The organism is Streptomyces thermoalcalitolerans (assembly GCF_039525155.1).
Taxonomy (GTDB): Bacteria; Actinomycetota; Actinomycetes; order Streptomycetales; family Streptomycetaceae; genus Streptomyces; species Streptomyces thermovulgaris.
This window is the reverse complement of sequence record NZ_BAAAHG010000006.1, coordinates 16,713-35,035: the sequence shown is the minus strand read 5'-3', so window position 1 is coordinate 35,035 and position 18,323 is coordinate 16,713. Positions and strand designations below refer to the sequence as shown.

The following is an 18,323-nucleotide window of genomic DNA, read 5'->3' as shown; positions in this document are numbered from 1 at the left end:
CAGCCATGGCCGGTCACGAATTCTTCGACCCCGCGGACCGCAAGCGGCCGGTCGCCGATCCCACGGCGGCCGATCCCCTGGCGGCGGAAGAGTCACGTCACTCCTGTGATCCAGCGTTCAAGCACGGCGTCGTCGTCGGCTTCGACGGTTCCCTCTCCAGTGAGCGCGCCCTCGCCTATGCGATCGGCATGGCGCGGCGCACCAACTCGGGCCTGATCATCGTGCACGTCGCCAACCGGCTGCCCACCACGGTGTGGGCCGGCTGCGAGCCGCCCGTCTTCGTCGACGTGCCGGACCACCGCACCGAGGTCCTCGGCCTGGAACTCGCCTGCGCGGACCACCTCGCGGACGTGCCGTGGATCCTGGTGGAGCGCGGCGGCGACATCTGCCACGAACTCGAGGAAGTCGGCAAGGAGTACGAGGCGGACGCGATCGTGGTCGGCTCCACGCACGGGATTGTCGGCCGGCTGTTCGGCTCGGTCGCCGGGCGGCTCGCCAAGCGCGCGCAGCGGCCGGTTGTCGTCATTCCTTGATGATCCTTTGAATCCTTGATTTTTTGACGTTCTGACGCCCTTGGTGTTCTTGATGCCCAAGGTGTTCTCGGCGTGCGGTCGTACGGCCGTGCGGGCCGGGAGTTTCCCGCCGGCTTCGGGGAAATGAGCGGGAAAACGAGAAATGAGGAGAGAAATGAGGAGAGAAATGGGGCGAGAAATGAGGACGGCCCCCGCGTGAGAGACACGCGGGGGCCGTCCTTTTCCGCTCTGCTTCTGCTCTGCTTCCACTCCGCTTCTGTTCTGCTTCTGCTCCGCCTTTGTCCCGCCTGTGCGGACGCCTTACTCCACCGTCACCGACTTGGCGAGGTTCCTCGGCTTGTCGATGTCCCGGCCCAGGGCCAGCGCCGTGTAGTAGGCGAAGAGCTGGAGCGGGATGCCCATGAGGATCGGGTCCAGTTCGTCCTCGTTCTTCGGGACGACGATCGTCCGGTCGGCCTTCTCCTGCTCCTGGTGGGCGACGGCGATGATCCTGCCGTGGCGGGCCCTGATCTCCTCCATGGCCGCGCGGTTCTTCTCCAGCAGATCGTCGTCGGGCACGATCGCGACCGTCGGCAGGGCGGGCTCGATCAGGGCGAGCGGGCCGTGCTTGAGCTCGGAGGCCGGGTAGGCCTCGGCGTGGATGTAGGAGACCTCCTTGAGCTTCAGGGAGGCCTCACGGGCCACCGGGTAGCCCCGGACACGGCCGATGAAGAGCATCGAGCGGGCGTCGGCGTAGCTCTCCGCCAGCTTCTTGATCTCCTCCTCCTGCTTCATGATCTCGGAGATCTGCGCCGGGAGTCTGCGCAGGCCCTCGATGATCCGCTTGCCGTCGCGCACCGACAGGTCACGGATACGGCCCAGGTGCAGTGCCAGCAGCGCGAAGGCGACGCAGGTGTTGGTGAAGCACTTGGTGGACACCACGCACACCTCGGGGCCGGCGTGCACATAGATGCCGCCGTCCGCCTCGCGGGCGATCGCGGAGCCGACGACGTTGACGACGCCGAGCACCCGGGCGCCCTTGCGCTTGAGCTCCTGCACGGCCGCCAGCACGTCGTAGGTCTCACCGGACTGCGACACCGCGATGTACAGCGTGTCGGGGTCCACCACCGCGTTGCGGTACCGGAACTCGGAGGCCGGCTCGGCGTCGGCCGGGATACGGGCCAGCTCCTCGATCATCTGGGCGCCGATCATGCCCGCGTGGTACGAGGTGCCGCAGCCGAGGATCTTCACCCGGCGCACCGCACGCGCCTCACGGGTGTCGAGGTTGATGCCGCCGAGGTGCACGGTGGCGAACCGGTCGTCGATCCGGCCGCGCAGCACCCGGTCCACGGCCTCGGCCTGCTCGTGGATCTCCTTGTGCATGTACGTGTCGTGGCCGCCCATGTCGTACGACTCGGCCTCCCACTCCACGGTGGTCGGCTCGGCGGTCGTCCGGGTGCCCTCGGTGGTGTACGTGCGGAAGTCGTCGGCCGTGAGGGTGGCCATCTCGCCGTCGTCGAGGGTGACTATCTGCCGGGTGTGGGCGACCAGTGCGGCGACGTCGGAGGCGACGAACATCTCCTTCTCGCCGATGCCGAGCACGACCGGCGAGCCGTTGCGGGCCACCACGATCCGGTCGGGGAAGTCGGCGTGCAGCACGGCGATGCCGTAGGTGCCCTCGACCAGACGGAGGGCCTGGCGGACCTTCTCCTCCAGCGTCTCGGCCTCGGAGCGGGCGATGAGGTGGGTGAGGACCTCGGTGTCGGTCTCGGAGAGGAACTCCACGCCGTCCGCCTCGAGCTTGCGGCGCAGCTCGGAGGCGTTGTCGATGATGCCGTTGTGCACGACGGCGACCTTGTTGTCGGCCGACATGTGCGGATGGGCGTTCACATCGGACGGGGCGCCATGGGTGGCCCAGCGGGTGTGGGCGATGCCGATGGTGCCCTTGAAGCGGGCCGGCACCTTCGCCTGGAGGTCGCGGACCCGGCCCTTGGCCTTGACCATCCTCAGGCCTGGCGTCTTCGGCGAGGTGACGACAAGCCCCGCCGAGTCGTAGCCGCGGTACTCGAGGCGCTGCAGACCCTCCAGGAGCAGCGGGGCGACATCACGCTTCCCGATGTATCCGACGATTCCGCACATATATAGGTATTCCTCAGCCGTAGACGATCCGCCGCAGCTGCCGGAGGGAGAGGTCCGGCGGTGCCACCGTGCGGTACTTCAGTTCCGCCTTGATCTGCTCGAAGATCTCCGCGTTCACCAGGCCCCGGGCCTGCAGCTCGCGGTGGCGGCGGCGGACGAACTCCTCGGTCGTCTCGTCGAAGTAGGCGAGCACGTCCTGCACCACCCGCAGTGCCTCGCCCCGGTTCAGGGGCGTGGACCGCGCGAGGTGATCAACAAGTTCGTCGTGCACCCGGAGGATTTTGGAGTACGGAGGCCGCTCACGCAAGAATCTTGCCCGATTCCGGGCAGGATCAGCGCGTCCGCATGTGGGTCGGCGAGGGATACCCGCGTCCAGCTGACAACGGGAGGCGTACGCCCCTCACTGTCGGCGGCCCAGGTGAGGGCGGCGCTCAGGACGCGCACTGCGGCGAGCGTACGGCGGCGGAACGGTCCAGGGAGCCGGTGAGGGATACGAGCTCGGATTCGGGGTCCGTGCTGGCCGACAGGGGCCGCAGCAGGTCGGCGGCGCGGTCGGGGTCCTCCAGGGGCATGGCGGCAGCCGCTGGTGAGCCCGCTCCGTACAGTGTTCCGGCCTGGGCGCTGACATCGGCTGCGGCCAGGGCAATGGGGCGTCCGTCGAGAACTGGGGTCGGCACAGTCAGGTTCCTCCCGGCGGCGATACATCAGAGCGTGGCCGAGCGTCCACGCCTGGCCGCTGTATGGACGGAATGGCCGCGCCTGGCGTTACACCATCTGCCGGACTTTCCGGTCTGCCGGCGGTCACTGCCCGAGGAGCGCCTCGCGTGCGGCGCGAGCCCAGATGGCTTGCTGGCGGGTGTTGAAGCCCATGCGGTTCCAGTGGAAGAGGACGTGCCGGGCCAGGACGGCACGCAGGCCGAGCGTGAGGCGGCCGTCGTGCGCAGCGTCCTTCAGTTCCTGGCCGCTGTGTTCCATGCCGATGATCCAGCGGCGGAGTGGTGTGAGCGGTCCGTTGGTGAGGGCCGGTCCGGCGTCCCTGGTGAGGAGTGTCCGCATCGGGAGCACCATGGCGGTGACCCTTTCGGGGGGCACAGCGGGCGGGAGCGGGCGGAGGGCTTCGACCTGGCCCCACACGTCGCCCTGTTCTCCCCATTCCAGTCCGGCGGCTCGCAGGAGCAGGGTGAGGACGAGCAGGGAGGTGGTTTTGGCGTCGGGGAGGCCGTCGGTGCCTGCGTCGGCTGCTCGGTGGTAGGTGAGGACGCCCCTGCTGTCGGTGTGGAACAGGTGGTGGGCGGTGGTCATGCCGTCCGGGCCGCCGAAGGCGATGGTTTCCGGTTCGTACAGGGTGGGCCGCCACCGGCGTACAGTGCCGTGGGACACCGCGGTGTCAAGGGCCTGCGCGATGCTGGTGGCGATCTCTCCGGTGGGTGTTCCGGGTGCCGGCTTGATGCGGAGTCGCCAGTGCGGGTGTTTCCTGATGAACCACCACAACCCGATGGTCTTCTCGCTCAGGACGGGGAGGAGGCAGTCACCGAAGGCCGTGGCCGCGGTGGTGTAGTCGGTGAACTCGATGTTCACCTGGTACCAGGTTCCGGGCTGCTGGTCGAGGGCGGCCCGGCCGGCGGCGCGGTAGCGCTCGACGGCCAGGGCCAGGAGGACGGGGGATGTTCCGGCCTGCCGGGCCGCTTCGTCCACGGGCGTGCCCGCGAGGACGGACAGGACCGCTTCCTCGGTCGGTGCGATGTCGTGGCTGTGCACCGGTCTTGGTCTCCTCAGATCAGAAGCAGGCAGGCGTCCCAGTCGGTGACACTGGTGGCGCCGGGTTCGGCGCTGCCGAAGGCGAGGGCGGCTCCGGCTGTGCCGTTGAGGAAGCCCGGTGTGTGCGGGGCCGGAACGGTGAGGAAGCGGTGGTGTGCTTCCTTGAGCCAGGTGTGGAAGGGGCCGGGGTCCTGGGCGTCTTGGGCGACGCGCTGCACGGTGCGGATCAGTCCTGCGAGCCCGTGGCACAGGCCGCGGCTGCTGAGCCGGTCGAGTTGCCGGGTGTCGGCCAGGCAGTAGAGCAGGGCCCGCTCCGCCATGCGCCGGCGGTCGTCGTCGCCGAAGGCGATGGCGGCGAGCTGCTGGGCGCGGGCGATGCCGGGGGTGCCGTAGCACCAGGACGGGACAGGGGTGCGGGTGTCCGCCGGGCCGGTGCTGCTGACCCAGCGGGGCCAGCGGGTTCCGTTCCGGTCGATCTGCTGGATGCCGTCGAGCCAGCGCAGGATGCGTGTCATGGCCTGTTCGTGGCCGTCGACGGTGATGCCGTGACGCTTGGCCAGGGCCAGCAGGGCGAGGGGGCCGGTGATGCCGTGGGCGAGGCCGGCGTTGGCGTGCCCACCGGGGGTGGCGGCCTGGTTGCCGGCGGGCGCGTGGCCGACCCACCATCCGGGCCGGGGGCGGCCGTCGGGGGCGGATACCGGTTCGGTGAGGCGGACCAGGTACTCCAGGACGTGCCGCAGCTCCTGCCCATCGGGCCGGCGGCGCAGGAGGAGGGCGCCGATGCCGGTCAGGCCGCGGAAGAGGTCGTACTCGGCGAAGGCCGCATAGTGGCCGTGGTCGATGCGGGTGTGGGCTGCGGCGAGACGGCGCCGGGTGTGCGCGGCGACCGCGTCGTCCAGGGTGCGCAGGGCTGTGGCGTAGCGGGCGGTTCCGACGCTGGCCAGGTGCAGGACGTAGGCCATGGCCGGGGCGCCGAGGAACAGACTGGCGTCGTCCCCGTCGATGAGGGGGCCGGTCACGGCGAGTTTCTGGTGCACGGTGTGCCAGTCGGCCAGGCCGCGGTGGGCGCGCTCGATGTCGAGGAGGGCGGTGCCGAGCGGGCCGTGCGCGAGGGACTGCCGGGTGGCGGGATGGGGTGCGGGCGGGGCGGTGGTCACCGCGGGACTCCTTGGGTGCGGGTGGTCCAGGACAGGGCGGCCGTGCGGGCGAGGCGGCGGCAGGTCGCTTCGGCGTCGGGGTCGATGCCCGCGATCCGGTTGTGGTGCATGTGCAGCAGCGACGGCAGGACGTCGGCGGGGGCCATGGCTGCTTCTTCGAGGGCGTGCCGGTACGCGGTCAGGTGTCTGCCCCGCGCCGCCCAGGCGTCGGCGACCTGGTCCCCGCGGGGCAGCGCCCGCAGGGCGGCGGCCGTCTCATCGGGGGCGGCGAGGCGTACGGCCAGGGCCTGCACGTCGCGGGGGCAGGCGTCGCCGTCGGTCTTGAGGAAGTTCTCCGTCAGCCAGGCCCGGCCGACGTGTGGTGTGCCGAGGAGACGAGTGGCGATGTCCACCATGCTGGCGGCGGTGACGGCGAGGCGAGTGCCGGGAGCGGCAGGCATGGCGAGCTGGGCGAGGGCTGCGGCGGAGTCGGCGGTGAAACAGCGCTCCGCGGCGTCCAGGAGAGCGCCGGTGCCGTAGCGGCCGGTCTCCGGGGTGTCGGTATCCCACTGCACACGCTGGATCAGGCCCTCGTCGCGCAGTGCTGCCGCCCATTCCGCTGTGCGGACGGCTGCGTCGCCGAAAGCGCGGGCTGAGGGCAGGCGCAGGCGGAGCCGCAGGTGCGGGTCGGGGTCGGCGTACCGGATGAACCACACATCGAGAGCGGTGTCGCCGAAGTCGAGCAGAAGTCGGGGCAGATGGACGGTCAGTACCTCGGTGGCCCGGTCGGCGTGGCCGTACAGCTTCAGGCAGGCCCATGGGGAGGCGCCCGGCAGGCGGCCTGAGTCGCGCCGGACCAGGGCTGCTGTGGGGCGGGCGGGGGCGGTGGCTTGGGGTTGTTCGGCGGCGAATGGGATGGTCACTTCGTGGGCGCGTCCGATCCAGCCGAAGGCGGATTCCGGCGGGGCCTCGTGCAGGACGACCGATCCGTGCCGTTCAAGCTCGGTGCGCAGCAGGTGCACATGGGCCGGCTCGTCGAGGTCGAGACGCAGGCGCTGGTCGTCGCGTCCGACGTAGACGCCGGCGGGGACGTTGTTGCGGTCGCGCCAGTCGGTGAAGCGGACCGGCCAGGGCGCGGTGCCGTCGAGGTCGTGGGGGCGTAGCCGCCAGCAGGCGGCGGACAGGATGGTCCGGCCGACGCGGACTTCGGGGAGGAACGGCAGCTGTGCGGCGGCGCCCCAGGCGAAGGGGAGCATGACCGCGGTGTGCGAGCGGTGCAGTTCGCACACGAAGCGGACCAGCGGGTGGGTGGCGTTGCTCAGCTCGACGGCGTTCATGACCGAGGGTTCGACCGGCCGGCCGGTGGTCAGGGACACCAGGTAGAGCTGCCGGGCGTCGGCGACGACGCCGAGGTCGTCGATGCTGAGGGCGGCGTCGGAGTTGTGCTCGCTCACGGGCAGCACCTGGGGCACGACGGCGGGGGCGCGGCCGACGTTGTAGGTTGCCCGGCGCAGGGGCGGGCTGGAGACCTGGGCTCGGGCGGCGCCCGCGGTGAGCGTGGGCATGGCGGCGTAGGCGGCAGTCATCCTGTCGCGGTCGTCGCGCTCCAGCAGGGGCAGGAAGCGGCCGGTGGTGGTGCCGGCGCCGTTGGACAGTCCTGCCGTCATCAGCGCGAAGTCGCCGCTCTCCAACGCCTGGAGGGAGGGGGAGAGCACGGTGAAGCACAGCTCGATGTGGGCGGGTACCTGTGCGGGGGTGCCGAGGCTGAGGGCGTCGATGTCGTCCTCGCCGAGGGTGATCCGGCGCTGGTTGTCGAGTGCGGCGCGCTGGGCGAGCGCGAGAAGGTGCGCGTCGCGGCGGCTGGTGGCGATGACGGGTCGTTTCAGGACGGTTCCGCGGTAGCCGGCGGGGAAGCCGAGGCCGGTGTCCGGGTCGGTCAGCTCCCGCAGCGGGATGACGGCGCCCATGCTGTAGCGCTCCAGGAACCGGGTGCGGTAGTCCTTCCAGGCCGGGGAGCCGTGCGGGTAGGGCGTGGTGCGTGCCATGACGTCCAGGGCGCGCTCGGCCTCGCGGGTCACGGCGTGGGGCAGGACGATGTCGCAATCCGGCCCCAGGTTGACGACCAGGCTGGGGTGCGTCAGGCCGGTGAGGGCGGCCATGCTCTCGGTGGCCTGGGCACGCAAGGCCGGCTGCTGGTCGAGGGGGCCGCTGTCGTGCCAGGCGAGCAGGGTGCGAATGCGGCGGAGCCTGCCCGCCGCTGCGGTCGCGACCCCGGTGTCTTCGAGCTGACCGACCAGATGGCCGAGTGCGTCGTCGCAGGTCATCGGGGCATGGAGGCTGCTGATGAGGACCCGGTGCAGCACGAGGTCACGCAGCATGTCCTCGATCACCGTGCGCGGCGTGCCGGGGTAGTCGGCGGACAGCTTGTCCGCCAGGTCACCGAAGAGGACCGGTGTGCGGGCGTGCTCCACAACGGTGTCCACGGCGGGGGTGCGCCGCAGGGTGGTGTCCGTGGGGCCGGTCTCGCCCGGCTGGTGCTGCACACGGACGTGGGTCCCGCGCGCGGTACACGTCGGGTCGGCGATCACTCTGACGTGGCGTAAGACCTGCGGGTCACGTTCGAGCGCGGTGACGACGTCGTGCAGCCATCGGGCGTCGGCGCTCGCGAAGGCCCTGTGGCCGCTGCCCCATCGCACATGGGGGCGAGGGCCGAGGCGCAGCGCCGCGGGGCCGGCGAACAGGCCGAACGGTGTGGCGCGGTAGCGCATGCGCAGCAGATAGCGGGCGAGCGAGACCACCGTGCGCCGGACAGTCCTGGGCTGCCGCCGCGTGGCGTTGAGCACCTGGCGGACACAGTCGGCGAGGGCCGGGCTGGCGACCTCGATCGCGCAGGCCGTGGCGTCGTCCGACCACACCTGTGCGATCCACTCGCACCAGCGGGCGACATTGGCATCCGTGCCGCCGTCCAGGTCCGGCCATTCAGGCGGCGGCACTGTCATCGCAAAAGCCGACGCTCTGATCATGCCTGCGTCAACCGCGTGGTACATCCCTGTGCCTCCTCAGTGATCACGGCTTAGGGGGTGTTGTTTGGATCAGGCCGGCTCCGATGGGCGGTGCTTGTGACCGAGGTGAGCGGGGTTCGGTGCGTGCAGATGCAAGGCGGAGGAGGGAGTCGACGCGGAGCGTCGGCGAGTGACGACAACGCGGCAGATGGGCGTGCCGAACCCCGCGACCTGCGGCATGATCCAAACGACACCCCCAGGGGGGTCGGGCTGCCCCGCAGAACAGCCCGACCCCTTGCGCCCAGCGGGTGTCAGCCGCCGATGCAGGTGCTGTTGGAACAGGCGGACTGGCAGGTGGAGCCGCAGTTGTCGCTGGTGTCGTTCAGCAGGGAACCGAGCACCGGCGCGGAGCTGATCGTCGTGATGTCCAGGTCGAAGTCCGCATCGGCCCCGAAGTCCGTGACGGCCTTCAACGTGGTGTGCTGCTGTGCCATCGCGTTCTCCTCAGTCGGTGAGGTGGGTGGATGTGCATTGCCGACCTGACCGCGCGCCGGGGCGTCACGGCCAGGAGATGACGACCCGCGTGTGCCGGCGCTCGATGACGCGGCCCGCGGGAAGCTGAGAGTCCGGCGTGCCCGCCGGGTAGACCTCGATGTGTGCGCGGTGCCCGCGGTGGTCGCGGTCCCAGGCCCGGATCTCTGCGGCCAGGCGCTCGGCGACCGCCTTGCCCTGGGGGCCGTGGCCGATGGCGCCCAGTTCGAACCGGTCGGGGTGGTCCGTGCGGCGGGAGGTGCGGTAGGCGAAGCTGGCGCCGTCCACGAGGGTCGGCACACCGATGGGGGAGGCGCTGGCGACCAGGCCGCGCTCGCGGGCGGCCGGCTTCGCGGCCATCAGGGGCAGGTTGTCGAGCGCGGTCGCCAGCCACAGGTCCAGGTGCTCCAGGGACTCCTCGCCTGCGACCGTCACGCCGGACCACGCCTGTGCGCGGGGGGTGCTGAGCGCGTCGCGCAGGGCCCGGGTGTCGGGGTCGGGGTGGTCGTCCAGGCGGAGCGCGATCTCCTCGCCCGCCGCATCGTGCAGGACGGCCAGACGCATCCGGTTCTCTCCTGCGCCCTGCATGGGGACGAACCCGCACAGCTCCACCCCGTCGCTGACCAGCCGCGTACCGTCCCGCACGAAGGCGATCGAGCGGGTCATGCCGCGCATCCTCAGCGGCACCACGAGCCGGCCGCCCTCGGCGAGCTGGGAGATCCAGGCGGGCGGGATGTCCGCGGCCTGCACGGTGACCACGATGCGGTCGTACGGGGCGTACTCGGGGGCGCCGAGTTCACCGTCGGCGGTGACCACGGTGACGGTACGGTCGTAGCCGGTCGTCTTCAGGAAATCGGCCGCCCGCCGGGTCACATCGCCGTCGATGTCCATGGTGACGACGCGGCCCTCGCCGCCCGTCATCTCGGCCAGGTAGGCAGCGTTCACGCCGCCGGAGCCGATCTCCAGCACGCTCATGCCCGGCTCGATGCCGGCCTGCTCGATCTGCATGGCCTGCACACGGGGAGCGGAGACGGAGCTGATATCCACGCCCGTGGCGTCCTTCTTCGTCACCGCCGCGTACTCGGCGTCGTACGCCCTCTCCAGAGGCACGTCGGGCGTGGCCAGGTGACGGGGAACGGTGCGGAACGCGGCCACAACGCGGGGGCTGCGGGCAGCGTCCAGCTCGATGAGGCGTTGCACCATCTGGTCGCGCAGCCGCTGCTCCGCGCTGTCTGCGTCGGTGTTCTGTGGTGTCGTGCTGGGGACGTTTTTCACGAGCGGTCTGTCTCCTTCCCCGGCTCGCGCCGAGGGAGTCTGGCTGATGCTGGGGTTGCTGGTGCAGGACGGCCCTGAACCGGTTGGAGAACCGCCCGGCGGTCCGGTCCGTCACGCCCGGACGGCCGGGCGGTCGTCTACGGTGCGAGATCGTCCAGGTGGACGATGTCGTACTCTCGCAGTTCGCGGACGAGCTGGGAGACGAGGAACCAGCCGATCTGCGGATGGTTGTGGGGGAGGGCGTCTTCGGTGCCCACGAGGGCCTGGAGGCCGTTTTCGCCATACCTGTACCGGGTGCCGATCACCCCATAGAGCGGGTACCTGGTGGCCCGCAGCGCGATGTACCCGTGGCGCCTGAGGTGGGGGCAGCGCTCGGCTGCCATCCGGGCATGCTCCCGGCAGACCGGTGGCTGCGCGGTCCTCAGCGGACCAGGGCCCTCGATACGGCTGGCTGTCTCCAGGAACAACACGCCGCCACGGCGCGGGACCGGCTCCGCGCACACCTGGCAGCGCAGCAGATGCATCGTCACGCGCTGCCGCAGCGGGTGCACCAGCCGCCACTGCGGGCGTCCCGCCGGATTGCCGAAGGCGTCGAGCGACATGGAGTAGCGCGCCCACAGCACGCCCTTGTGGTCCCGGTCCCGGGGGTCCTCGTCCACGTAGGCGAGCCGCTGCTGCCGGTCCGGGCCCTGGCGCACGCACAGGTGGGACAGCAGGTCGGCTTCCTCGCCGGCGCGGGCGGTGATGTACGGGATGACCAGGTCGGCCGCGGTGGTCACTGCTGCCTCCCGGAAGCGGAGTCGGGGCCCTCTTCGGCGCGCTGCGACGCCGTGGGGGAACTCGGCTCGGAGATGGCCGGAGAGGGAGTCTGAGAGCTGGGTGCGAGGGTGGCGCGGACGGTTTTGCCGGTCCGCTCGTGGTGCAGGAACCACGTGACGCGGGCGCCGAGGGAGGCGACCTCCCACAGGCCCCGGCCCTTCTCACCCCGCGCGGCGGCTTCGAAGCACGGGAAGGCCGGGTCCAGGTCGGTCACGTCGATCAGCAGCGCGCCGGCCTCGTCGATGGCGACGCTCAAGGTGAGCTGCCGCTCGACCGAGGGCCTGGTACTGGGTATGCCGTGGCGCACGCCGTTGTCCACGAGCCTGCTGGCGACCTCGACGGCCGTCTGGACGTCGCCGGACCAGCGCAGGACAGTGACCATCTGCCGCATCCAGGCGCGCGCGGTGATCAGGGCCCTCGGGGCGCCGGGCAGCTGCGTGGTGAAGCTGCGGACGATGGCCGCGGGCTCCGGAAGGCAGGCTGCTGTCTCGACAGTCATCGAGAGGTCTCCAGGAGAGGGATCGTGGTGGGCAGGTCGGGTCACGGTGTGCTCTGGAAGAGGGATGCGGGCTGCGGTGGTTCGTTCAGAGAGTCCGGTCCCTTGATGACGTGCTGTTCGACCAGGAGGTCGTGCAACTCGTTCACGGCCCGGCCCAGCCTCCGCAGGTGGACCACGCCCTGGTGGTAGTCGCCGGGCGGCTTCTCTGCGCGTAGGGCTCGGGCCCGCGCGACAGGGTCCATGGTGCGCGAGTCCTGCGCCTCGGTGCCGCTGTTGACGGCGTAGTTCACGAGCTGCGTGAGGTAGCCGCGCAGCCGCTGCGCGAGTTCGTCCACGCGGTCCTCGGCCGGCGGTACAGAGTCGAGGGCATCGCCCACGTCGTCCAGCCAGGCATTCCCGTCGTACGGCTGCCAGGCACGGATCGCGGCGGGCGCCGCTTTCACGGTCTCCCGCTCCGGGAGACAAGCGCGCTGTACCGGGCGGTCCCAGCGCGGCACATCACCGCAGTTGCGGCGGCCCAAGGCAAGGGAGGTCGCAGGCGCTCGCTCTGCGCGGGAGGGCAGCACCAGCGCGCTCACGATGCAGTCTCCTGGGGTAGAGCGAGGGTGCACCAGGTCGCGGTGCCGTCCTCGGTTGCGCTCCACTCGCCCCCGTGCTCCTTCGCAAGAGCGTCCACCAGGGCCAGGCCGCGTCCGGACAGCGCCTCCTCGTCAGCGGCTTTGGAGACGGGGAAGCCGGGCATGCCGTCGTCCACGATGATGTGGAGGAACCCGTCCTGCACCTTGATGCTCAGGGTGATCTCGCTGGTACCGCTGTGCAGAAGGGCGTTTGTCCACAGTTCGGAGACGATGAGCATGACGTCATCGACCAGGGCATCAAGCCCGCAGTACCTGAGCTTGGCTGCTGTGATTCGGCGCAGGGAGCCTGCCCGAAGGGCGTCCTCAGCGCGTGGGTGGGTTCCGCGGCGGGAAACGACGGAGATCCGTTGATGCAGCACTTCCCCGTCGCGGTGAGCCGGGCGAGGTGCCCGTAAGGCTGTCGTCGTCATCACGTCCTCTGGGGGGATGGCAGGACCGGCCTCACGGCCGACACAGCCCTGCTGAGGGGGGTGCGCTCTCTGGTGCGCGGCGCAAGGGCGGCATGGGCCTCGGTGAGGCACCGGGCCAATGGGACGGGGCTCGTCAGCAGCGGGACGCCGCCGATGGTCTGCTCGTCGTCAGGGGGCACGAGCCACCGCACGAGACCTGCCGTCGGCCGCGGCGCAAGCGCGGGGATGAGGATGGCGTGGCCCCGTCCCAGGCAGGCAGGCTGAGAAACCCGTCCGGGCCACTGGGCGGCGGTCATCAGGCCGGGCCACCGGGCACTGGTGCCACGCGGCACCAGCACTGCGGCCGAACGGATGTTGGTGAACGTCACCGCGGGGCCGAGCGGCTGTTCGTACCGGGCGAGGAGTCGATAGGCCGACTCGATGAGGGAACGGCCGGCCAGCACGATGTCGAAGGTCACACCGCACGCGAGGCGCCGCGGGAGGTGGGGGTTGTTCCGCCACAGGCTCACAGACGTGTCCGGGTACGGAGTAGCTGCGGAGAACCAGGCGGACATGGGTGCGCTCTCGGCGATCTCGCGGGTCTCCATGAGCCCTCCCACCATCACGACGGAACACAGGGTGTTTGCGACGTGACCCAGTGCAGCGAACGCCGTGGAAGGTGACCAGGTCTTTTACCCGGAACTCTGCCCGTCTCCTACCCGCCCTTTGGCCGCCCTTTCGACGGCCCTTTCCGCCTGACCTGCGCTTTGGATTGACGACCCTTCACGCAGGGCAGGCAACAGCCGCTACGGTGAGGCGAACCCGGGACGGCGAGGGAGGTGGGCCATGAGCGAACTCAAGCGGTTACGCACAAGGGCGAACCGGACGCAGCAGAAAGTGGTCCAGGACCTGACGGACCTTGCTGCGCGCCTCCATGCGGAAGGACGGATCGCCAAGCCGCCGACATTCAGCATCCGTCAGCTCTCCAAGTGGGAAGGATCGTCTCCTCCCTGGCCCCATCCGGAGGCCCGCGAGGTTCTGGCCGCCTACTGGGGACGGCCTGTCGAAGAGCTGGGATTCCGCCCCCCGCGAGCACGTGAGCCGGACAGCCTCCCGGTCCTCACACCGGTCCCTCTGACCAGCCGGACTCCCGTCCGGTCTCCGGCCCTGGCCGGCGCTGGGTCCAGCCCGCTCACGGACCAGGCGCCGCCTCCGTGGCTGGCCGAGACCGTCACCGGCTCCGATGACTGGCGGATCGGCACGGACGAGGTAGCGCTGTTGCGTGAAGCCGCGGACGACATGGACGCCATCGACCAGCAGTTCGGAGGCAACAGGCTCTGGCGGCCGACCCGCGCGCATCTGTACTGGGTGCACCACATGATCGACCACGGCATCTACGACGACGCTCTCGGCAAGCAGCTCCATGCCGTCGCGGGAAAGTTCACCACCTCTCTCGGCTGGTTCTGCTACGACGCCGGCTTGCAGGCGCAGGCCCGCCAGTACTTCGCCGAAGCACTGAACGCCGCGCACTTCACCGGCGACGACGAGTTGGCCAGCCGCACCCTCAGCAACATGGCCAGACAGGCGGTCGACCTCAACAAGGGCCGCGAAGCCGTACGGTTCGCCCGCCTCGCCCAGACGCACGCAGAACTCTGGCAGGCACCGCGCCGAGTCACCGCGCTCCTTGCCATCCGCGAGGCACAAGGGCACGCCCGGGTGGGAGACGCCTTCACCTGCGAGGCCGCGATCAAGCGGGCGTGGCGGGAGTGGGAACGCGGTGATGACGAACGTGACCCCGGCTGGACCACGTTCCTGAACCTGGCAGAGCTGACCTGTCTGGAAGGCATGTGCCGTCTCGATCTCGGCCAGACAGCACGCGCCCAGAAACTGCTCGCCGCGTCTGAAGCGCTCCAGGACGTCGCGCACTCCCGCAACCGGGGCATGTGCCTCGGCCGGCTGTCCATCGCGGCTCTCCAGAACGGCGATATCGACCACAGCGTCGCCGCCACCAAGGAAGCCCTGCGTCTCATCCAGGGCGGTATGTCCTCCACCCGTGCCGCCCAGCAGTTGAAGATCGTCCACGACGGACTGATTCCCCACCAGCGCGCCAGCGGAGTCCGGGATCTGCTCGAACAGATCCGCGCCCATGTCGCCTGAGCGCAGCCCAGAAGGAGAGAGCACACCGTGGATGCGGAGTACCAGCGATACGACGGGAGATCTGCCAAGGGCATCGCTGACGAACTGGTCGACGTGTACGCCCGGGTGTACGACGTTCCGCCCTACGTCGGTGACCCGTTCTTCTCCGTCGACTCGTTCCGCGCCCGCCTGGAAGCCGCGTTCGACACCGAGGGGTTCGAGACGGTGACGGCCCGGCAGGACGGACGGATCGTGGGCTATGTGCACGGCGCCACCCTGCCCGCGGACAAGCCGTGGTGGACATCCCTGGGTGACCGGCGGCCGGCGTGGCTGCGCGACCTGGCGGAAGCCAGGGGCGTTTTCTGGCTGCGGGAGCTGATGGTCCTTCCCGAGCTGCAGAACCGCGGCCTGGGACGGCAGATCCACGACACGGTCATCGCCGGCCGGGCGGAAAGCGTCACCACCCTGACGTGCATCGTCGACAACCAGCCCGCCCACGACGCCTATCTTCGGTGGGGGTACACGATCATGGGGCGGATCAAGCACGCCCCGGAGTCGCCCGTCTATGACGCGATGTACCTCCCCTCTCGCTGACACATGGAATGTGCATGACACAGATGCTCAACCAGCGCGCCGCGGTCCCCGAGACCTCTGGTTGCCGGGACCGACTTTCACAGTGCCCAGACGTGCTGTTCTGCTACGGCACCCTCCAGTTGCCCGAAGTCCTCGAAGCCCTGCTGGGGCGAATACCCGCCCGTACACCCGCCTCCGCGCCCGGCTGGCGCGCCGCCGCGCTCGAAGGGCGGGTCTACCCCGGACTCGTCGCCGATGCCCTCGGCGGCGCGGCAACCGGCCTGCTGCTCACCGACCTCAGTACCGAGGAATGGAGAATCCTCGACGCGTTCGAGGACGACCGCTATGAGCTGCGCCAGGTGACGCTCTCCACCGGAGACCGTGGCTGGGCGTACATATGGCCGGGCGGCGATGTTCTGTCCCATGACTGGAGCGTTGAGGAGTTCAGAACACGGCACCTGGACGCGTACGCCGCCCGGTGTGCGCGGATCGCCGCGGAGCTGACCGCGGGCCTGCGGCGCAGCAGTACCCAGTAAGCGAAGCGGCGGTGTTCGCGGAACGGAGTGCTCCTCGAACACCGTCGCTTCGCGGACATTGTCAGCCGGAAGTCTCGTCCGTGCTGCCCTGGGCTCGCGGGCATGCGCAACCGCGGCGTGGGCGGGGCCGCCGTACAGCGGGATCGCGTTGAGCGGGTCGCGCGTGCCCACGCCGTGGCGCCGGTCGTAAACGGTGTCCGCGGTGTGCGAGCCGTCTGCCCACCGCCCGGCCTTCTCTTCGGTCAGCCAGAAGTCCTCGTCGGACCAGGCCGGCACCTGCCCGGCGTGCAGTGGCAGCTCGCCGGGGGGCGAGCACGGTGTGCTGGGTGATGATGTAGCGCGGCTGCGGCGAGGCGGCCGGGGCGGCCGCGTCCGGACCGTCCGATCGTTCCCGCTCATCCGTTCCTCTCCCCGCCAGGTACTGGTTGTTCCGGGCAGAACTCCTGGTGGATCCCGGCATCCGCTTGACAGGGCACCGGCGTATGTTTCGTGCCCTCCTTCCGGATGATTTCCGCCATGCGGGGACGGTTTCCCCGCGGCTGCGGGAGAGTGGTCCATACCATCGGGGCTTCACCGAGCGAGCGAAGGGAGCGCATGTGAGACGGCACCCCGGCACGACTCCCCGTACGACCCGTACGATGCGCGCGACCCGCACCACCCGCACGACCCGACCGACCCGACTGACCCGACCGACTCGACCGGTCCGGCCGATTCGGCTGACCCGGACCCTGGGGGCGCTGCTGCTGGTGGCGGCGACCGGGGCTTTCACCATGGGCGTCGCGTCCGCTGGGCACGCGGAACCCCGGCGGGCGGCGACCCCCCTGGACCAGGTGATTCCCGCCCCCGCCTCGGTGAAGGCCGGCGGAACCCCGTACCGCATCACCTCCGGCACCCGCATCCGCGTCGACGACTCCCCCGAGGTCCGCCGGATCGGCACCTATCTCGCGGACATCCTGCGTCCCTCGACCGGCTACCGTCTGCCCCTCACCACCCAGGGCGACGGAGGCATCCGACTCCGGCTGGCCAAGGGCCCGTTCGGCGCCGAGGGCTACCGCCTCGACAGCGGGGCCGAGGGCGTGACCATCACCGCCCAGGAGCCGGCCGGACTTTTCCACGGGGTGCAGACCCTGCGTCAGCTGCTGCCCGCCGCCGTCGAGAAGAAGTCCGTGCAGCCGGGGCCGTGGCTGGTCGCGGGCGGCACCATCCAGGACAGGCCGCGCTTCGCGTACCGCGGCGCCATGCTCGACGTCGCCCGGCACTTCTTCACCGTGGAGCAGGTCAAGCGCTACATCGACGAACTCGCCCTCTACAAGATCAACAAGCTGCATCTGCACCTCAGCGACGACCAGGGCTGGCGCATCGCCGTCGACTCCTGGCCGCGCCTGGCCACCTACGGTGGCTCCACCCAGGTCGGCGGCGGCCCGGGCGGCCACTACACCAAGGCCGACTACCAGGAGATCGTCCGCTACGCCGCCTCCCGTCATCTGGAGGTCGTCCCCGAGATCGACATGCCCGGCCACACCAACGCGGCCCTGGCCTCCTACGCCGAGCTGAACTGCGACGGCGTGGCACCCCCGCTCTACACCGGCACCAAGGTCGGCTTCAGCTCGCTGTGCGTGAACAAGGAGATCACCTACGACTTCGTGGACGACGTGATCCGCGAGGTGGCCGCCCTCACCCCCGGCCGCCATCTGCACATCGGCGGTGACGAGGCGCACTCCACGAGCCCTGAGGACTATGCGGCGTTCATGAACCGGGTGCAGCCCGTCGTCGCCCGGTACGGCAAGACGGTCATCGGCTGGCACCAGCTGACCGGCGCCGGCCCGGCCAAGGGCGCCCTCGCCCAGTACTGGGGCCTGGACTCCACCAGCGCGGCGGAGAAGGCCCAGGTCGCACGGGCCGCCCGGAACGGCACCAAGCTGATCCTGTCCCCGGCCGACCGGGTGTACCTGGACATGAAGTACACCAAGGACACCCCGCTGGGACTGGCCTGGGCCGGTTATGTCGAGGTCCAGCGGTCGTACGACTGGAACCCGGGCGGCTATCTGCCCGACGTGCCCGAGTCCGCCGTGCTCGGGGTCGAGGCCCCGCTGTGGACGGAGACCCTGTCCACCTCCGCGCACCTCGACACCATGGCCTTCCCCCGGCTGCCCGGTGCCGCCGAGCTCGGCTGGTCGCCGGCGGCCACGCACGACTGGGACACCTACAAGGTGCGGCTCGCGGCGCAGGCACCGCGCTGGGACGCCCTGGGGATCGGGTACTACCGGTCGCCGCAGGTCCCCTGGCCCGCCGCGTAGACAGCGGACGGCGGACAGAAGACGGCAGACAGCAGACGGCGGACACGGCACACCGCCGACGGGCGCCCCGGAGGACCGTACTT

Annotated in this window: 18 protein-coding genes; 5 read left to right on the top strand and 13 right to left on the bottom strand. The window is 70.4% G+C overall.

What is annotated here, in order from left to right; all coding sequences use genetic code 11:
* The first annotated feature begins 5 nt into the window (after positions 1–5).
* Positions 6–533: a universal stress protein gene (locus ABD224_RS05895; protein WP_344047538.1), complete on the top strand. Its 528-nt coding sequence runs from the start codon at positions 6–8 to the stop codon at positions 531–533.
* Positions 534–833: 300 nt separating this feature from the next.
* Here the strand turns inward: ABD224_RS05895 and glmS are convergent, their stop codons facing one another.
* From glmS to ABD224_RS05830, 13 genes are all read right to left on the bottom strand, one after another.
* Positions 834–2,651, bottom strand: coding sequence for a glutamine--fructose-6-phosphate transaminase (isomerizing) (gene glmS, locus ABD224_RS05890; RefSeq protein WP_344047536.1), 1,818 nt, complete (start codon positions 2,649–2,651; stop codon positions 834–836).
* A 13-nt stretch (positions 2,652–2,664) separates the two neighbouring features.
* The gene (locus ABD224_RS05885; RefSeq protein ID WP_344047534.1) at positions 2,665–2,922 is read right to left on the bottom strand and encodes a hypothetical protein; all 258 of its coding nucleotides are present in this window, start codon (positions 2,920–2,922) and stop codon (positions 2,665–2,667) included.
* A 160-nt stretch (positions 2,923–3,082) separates the two neighbouring features.
* Entirely contained in the window at positions 3,083–3,328 is a 246-nt protein-coding gene (locus tag ABD224_RS05880) for a hypothetical protein (RefSeq protein ID WP_344047532.1), read from the bottom strand.
* A 124-nt stretch (positions 3,329–3,452) separates the two neighbouring features.
* Positions 3,453–4,409 (bottom strand): thiopeptide-type bacteriocin biosynthesis protein, encoded by a 957-nt coding sequence (locus ABD224_RS05875; protein WP_344047530.1) that lies wholly within the window; start codon positions 4,407–4,409, stop codon positions 3,453–3,455.
* A 14-nt stretch (positions 4,410–4,423) separates the two neighbouring features.
* Positions 4,424–5,566 carry a lanthionine synthetase C family protein gene (locus tag ABD224_RS05870; protein ID WP_344047528.1) on the bottom strand — a complete coding sequence of 381 codons (1,143 nt, stop codon included), beginning with the start codon at positions 5,564–5,566 and terminating at the stop codon, positions 4,424–4,426.
* On the bottom strand, positions 5,563–8,544 hold the full coding sequence (locus ABD224_RS05865; RefSeq protein WP_344047526.1) for a lantibiotic dehydratase: 2,982 nt from the start codon (positions 8,542–8,544) through the stop codon (positions 5,563–5,565). The genes ABD224_RS05870 and ABD224_RS05865 overlap by 4 nt, the downstream gene beginning before the upstream one ends.
* A 314-nt stretch (positions 8,545–8,858) precedes the next feature.
* On the bottom strand, positions 8,859–9,041 hold the full coding sequence (locus tag ABD224_RS05860) for an FxLD family lanthipeptide (RefSeq protein ID WP_344047523.1): 183 nt from the start codon (positions 9,039–9,041) through the stop codon (positions 8,859–8,861).
* Positions 9,042–9,105: 64 nt separating this feature from the next.
* Entirely contained in the window at positions 9,106–10,353 is a 1,248-nt protein-coding gene (gene fxlM, locus ABD224_RS05855) for a methyltransferase, FxLD system (protein WP_344047520.1), read from the bottom strand.
* A 137-nt stretch (positions 10,354–10,490) separates the two neighbouring features.
* On the bottom strand, positions 10,491–11,132 hold the full coding sequence (locus ABD224_RS05850) for a hypothetical protein (protein WP_344047518.1): 642 nt from the start codon (positions 11,130–11,132) through the stop codon (positions 10,491–10,493).
* Positions 11,129–11,671, bottom strand: coding sequence for an ATP-binding protein (locus tag ABD224_RS05845; protein ID WP_344047516.1), 543 nt, complete (start codon positions 11,669–11,671; stop codon positions 11,129–11,131). Before ABD224_RS05845 ends, ABD224_RS05850 begins: the two co-directional genes overlap by 4 nt.
* 41 nt (positions 11,672–11,712) lie before the next feature.
* Positions 11,713–12,114 carry a DUF6415 family natural product biosynthesis protein gene (locus ABD224_RS05840; protein ID WP_344047514.1) on the bottom strand — a complete coding sequence of 134 codons (402 nt, stop codon included), beginning with the start codon at positions 12,112–12,114 and terminating at the stop codon, positions 11,713–11,715.
* Between the two features lie 131 nt (positions 12,115–12,245).
* Positions 12,246–12,719, bottom strand: a complete 474-nt coding sequence (locus ABD224_RS05835) for an ATP-binding protein (protein WP_344047512.1) — start codon at positions 12,717–12,719, stop codon at positions 12,246–12,248.
* Positions 12,719–13,306, bottom strand: a complete 588-nt coding sequence (locus ABD224_RS05830; protein WP_344047510.1) for a hypothetical protein — start codon at positions 13,304–13,306, stop codon at positions 12,719–12,721. Before ABD224_RS05830 ends, ABD224_RS05835 begins: the two co-directional genes overlap by 1 nt.
* A gap of 238 nt (positions 13,307–13,544) precedes the next feature.
* On the opposite strand from ABD224_RS05830, the gene ABD224_RS05825 reads away from it, so the two are divergent.
* From ABD224_RS05825 to ABD224_RS05810, 4 genes are all read left to right on the top strand, one after another.
* Positions 13,545–14,855: an NsdA family TPR-like regulatory protein gene (locus ABD224_RS05825; protein WP_344047508.1), complete on the top strand. Its 1,311-nt coding sequence runs from the start codon at positions 13,545–13,547 to the stop codon at positions 14,853–14,855.
* Positions 14,856–14,882: 27 nt separating this feature from the next.
* Positions 14,883–15,428, top strand: a complete 546-nt coding sequence (locus ABD224_RS05820) for a GNAT family N-acetyltransferase (RefSeq protein WP_344047506.1) — start codon at positions 14,883–14,885, stop codon at positions 15,426–15,428.
* Positions 15,429–15,520: 92 nt separating this feature from the next.
* Positions 15,521–15,943, top strand: coding sequence for a gamma-glutamylcyclotransferase family protein (locus ABD224_RS05815; protein ID WP_344047504.1), 423 nt, complete (start codon positions 15,521–15,523; stop codon positions 15,941–15,943).
* 770 nt (positions 15,944–16,713) lie between these two features.
* Positions 16,714–18,240, top strand: coding sequence for a beta-N-acetylhexosaminidase (locus ABD224_RS05810; RefSeq protein ID WP_344047768.1), 1,527 nt, complete (start codon positions 16,714–16,716; stop codon positions 18,238–18,240).
* The last annotated feature ends 83 nt before the right edge of the window (positions 18,241–18,323 follow it).

Bases quoted from the DNA above. Each gene is read 5' to 3' on its own strand.
- ABD224_RS05810 (WP_344047768.1), top strand. From the start codon at position 16,714: ATGGGCGTCGCGTCCGCTGGGCACGCGGAACCCCGGCGGGCGGCGACC.
- glmS (WP_344047536.1), bottom strand. From the start codon at position 2,651: ATGTGCGGAATCGTCGGATACATCGGGAAGCGTGATGTCGCCCCGCTG.
- ABD224_RS05865 (WP_344047526.1), bottom strand. From the start codon at position 8,544: ATGACAGTGCCGCCGCCTGAATGGCCGGACCTGGACGGCGGCACGGAT.
- ABD224_RS05830 (WP_344047510.1), bottom strand. From the start codon at position 13,306: ATGGAGACCCGCGAGATCGCCGAGAGCGCACCCATGTCCGCCTGGTTC.
- ABD224_RS05845 (WP_344047516.1), bottom strand. From the start codon at position 11,671: ATGACTGTCGAGACAGCAGCCTGCCTTCCGGAGCCCGCGGCCATCGTC.
- ABD224_RS05825 (WP_344047508.1), top strand. From the start codon at position 13,545: ATGAGCGAACTCAAGCGGTTACGCACAAGGGCGAACCGGACGCAGCAG.
- ABD224_RS05860 (WP_344047523.1), bottom strand. From the start codon at position 9,041: ATGGCACAGCAGCACACCACGTTGAAGGCCGTCACGGACTTCGGGGCC.
- ABD224_RS05835 (WP_344047512.1), bottom strand. From the start codon at position 12,719: ATGACGACGACAGCCTTACGGGCACCTCGCCCGGCTCACCGCGACGGG.
- ABD224_RS05895 (WP_344047538.1), top strand. From the start codon at position 6: ATGGCCGGTCACGAATTCTTCGACCCCGCGGACCGCAAGCGGCCGGTC.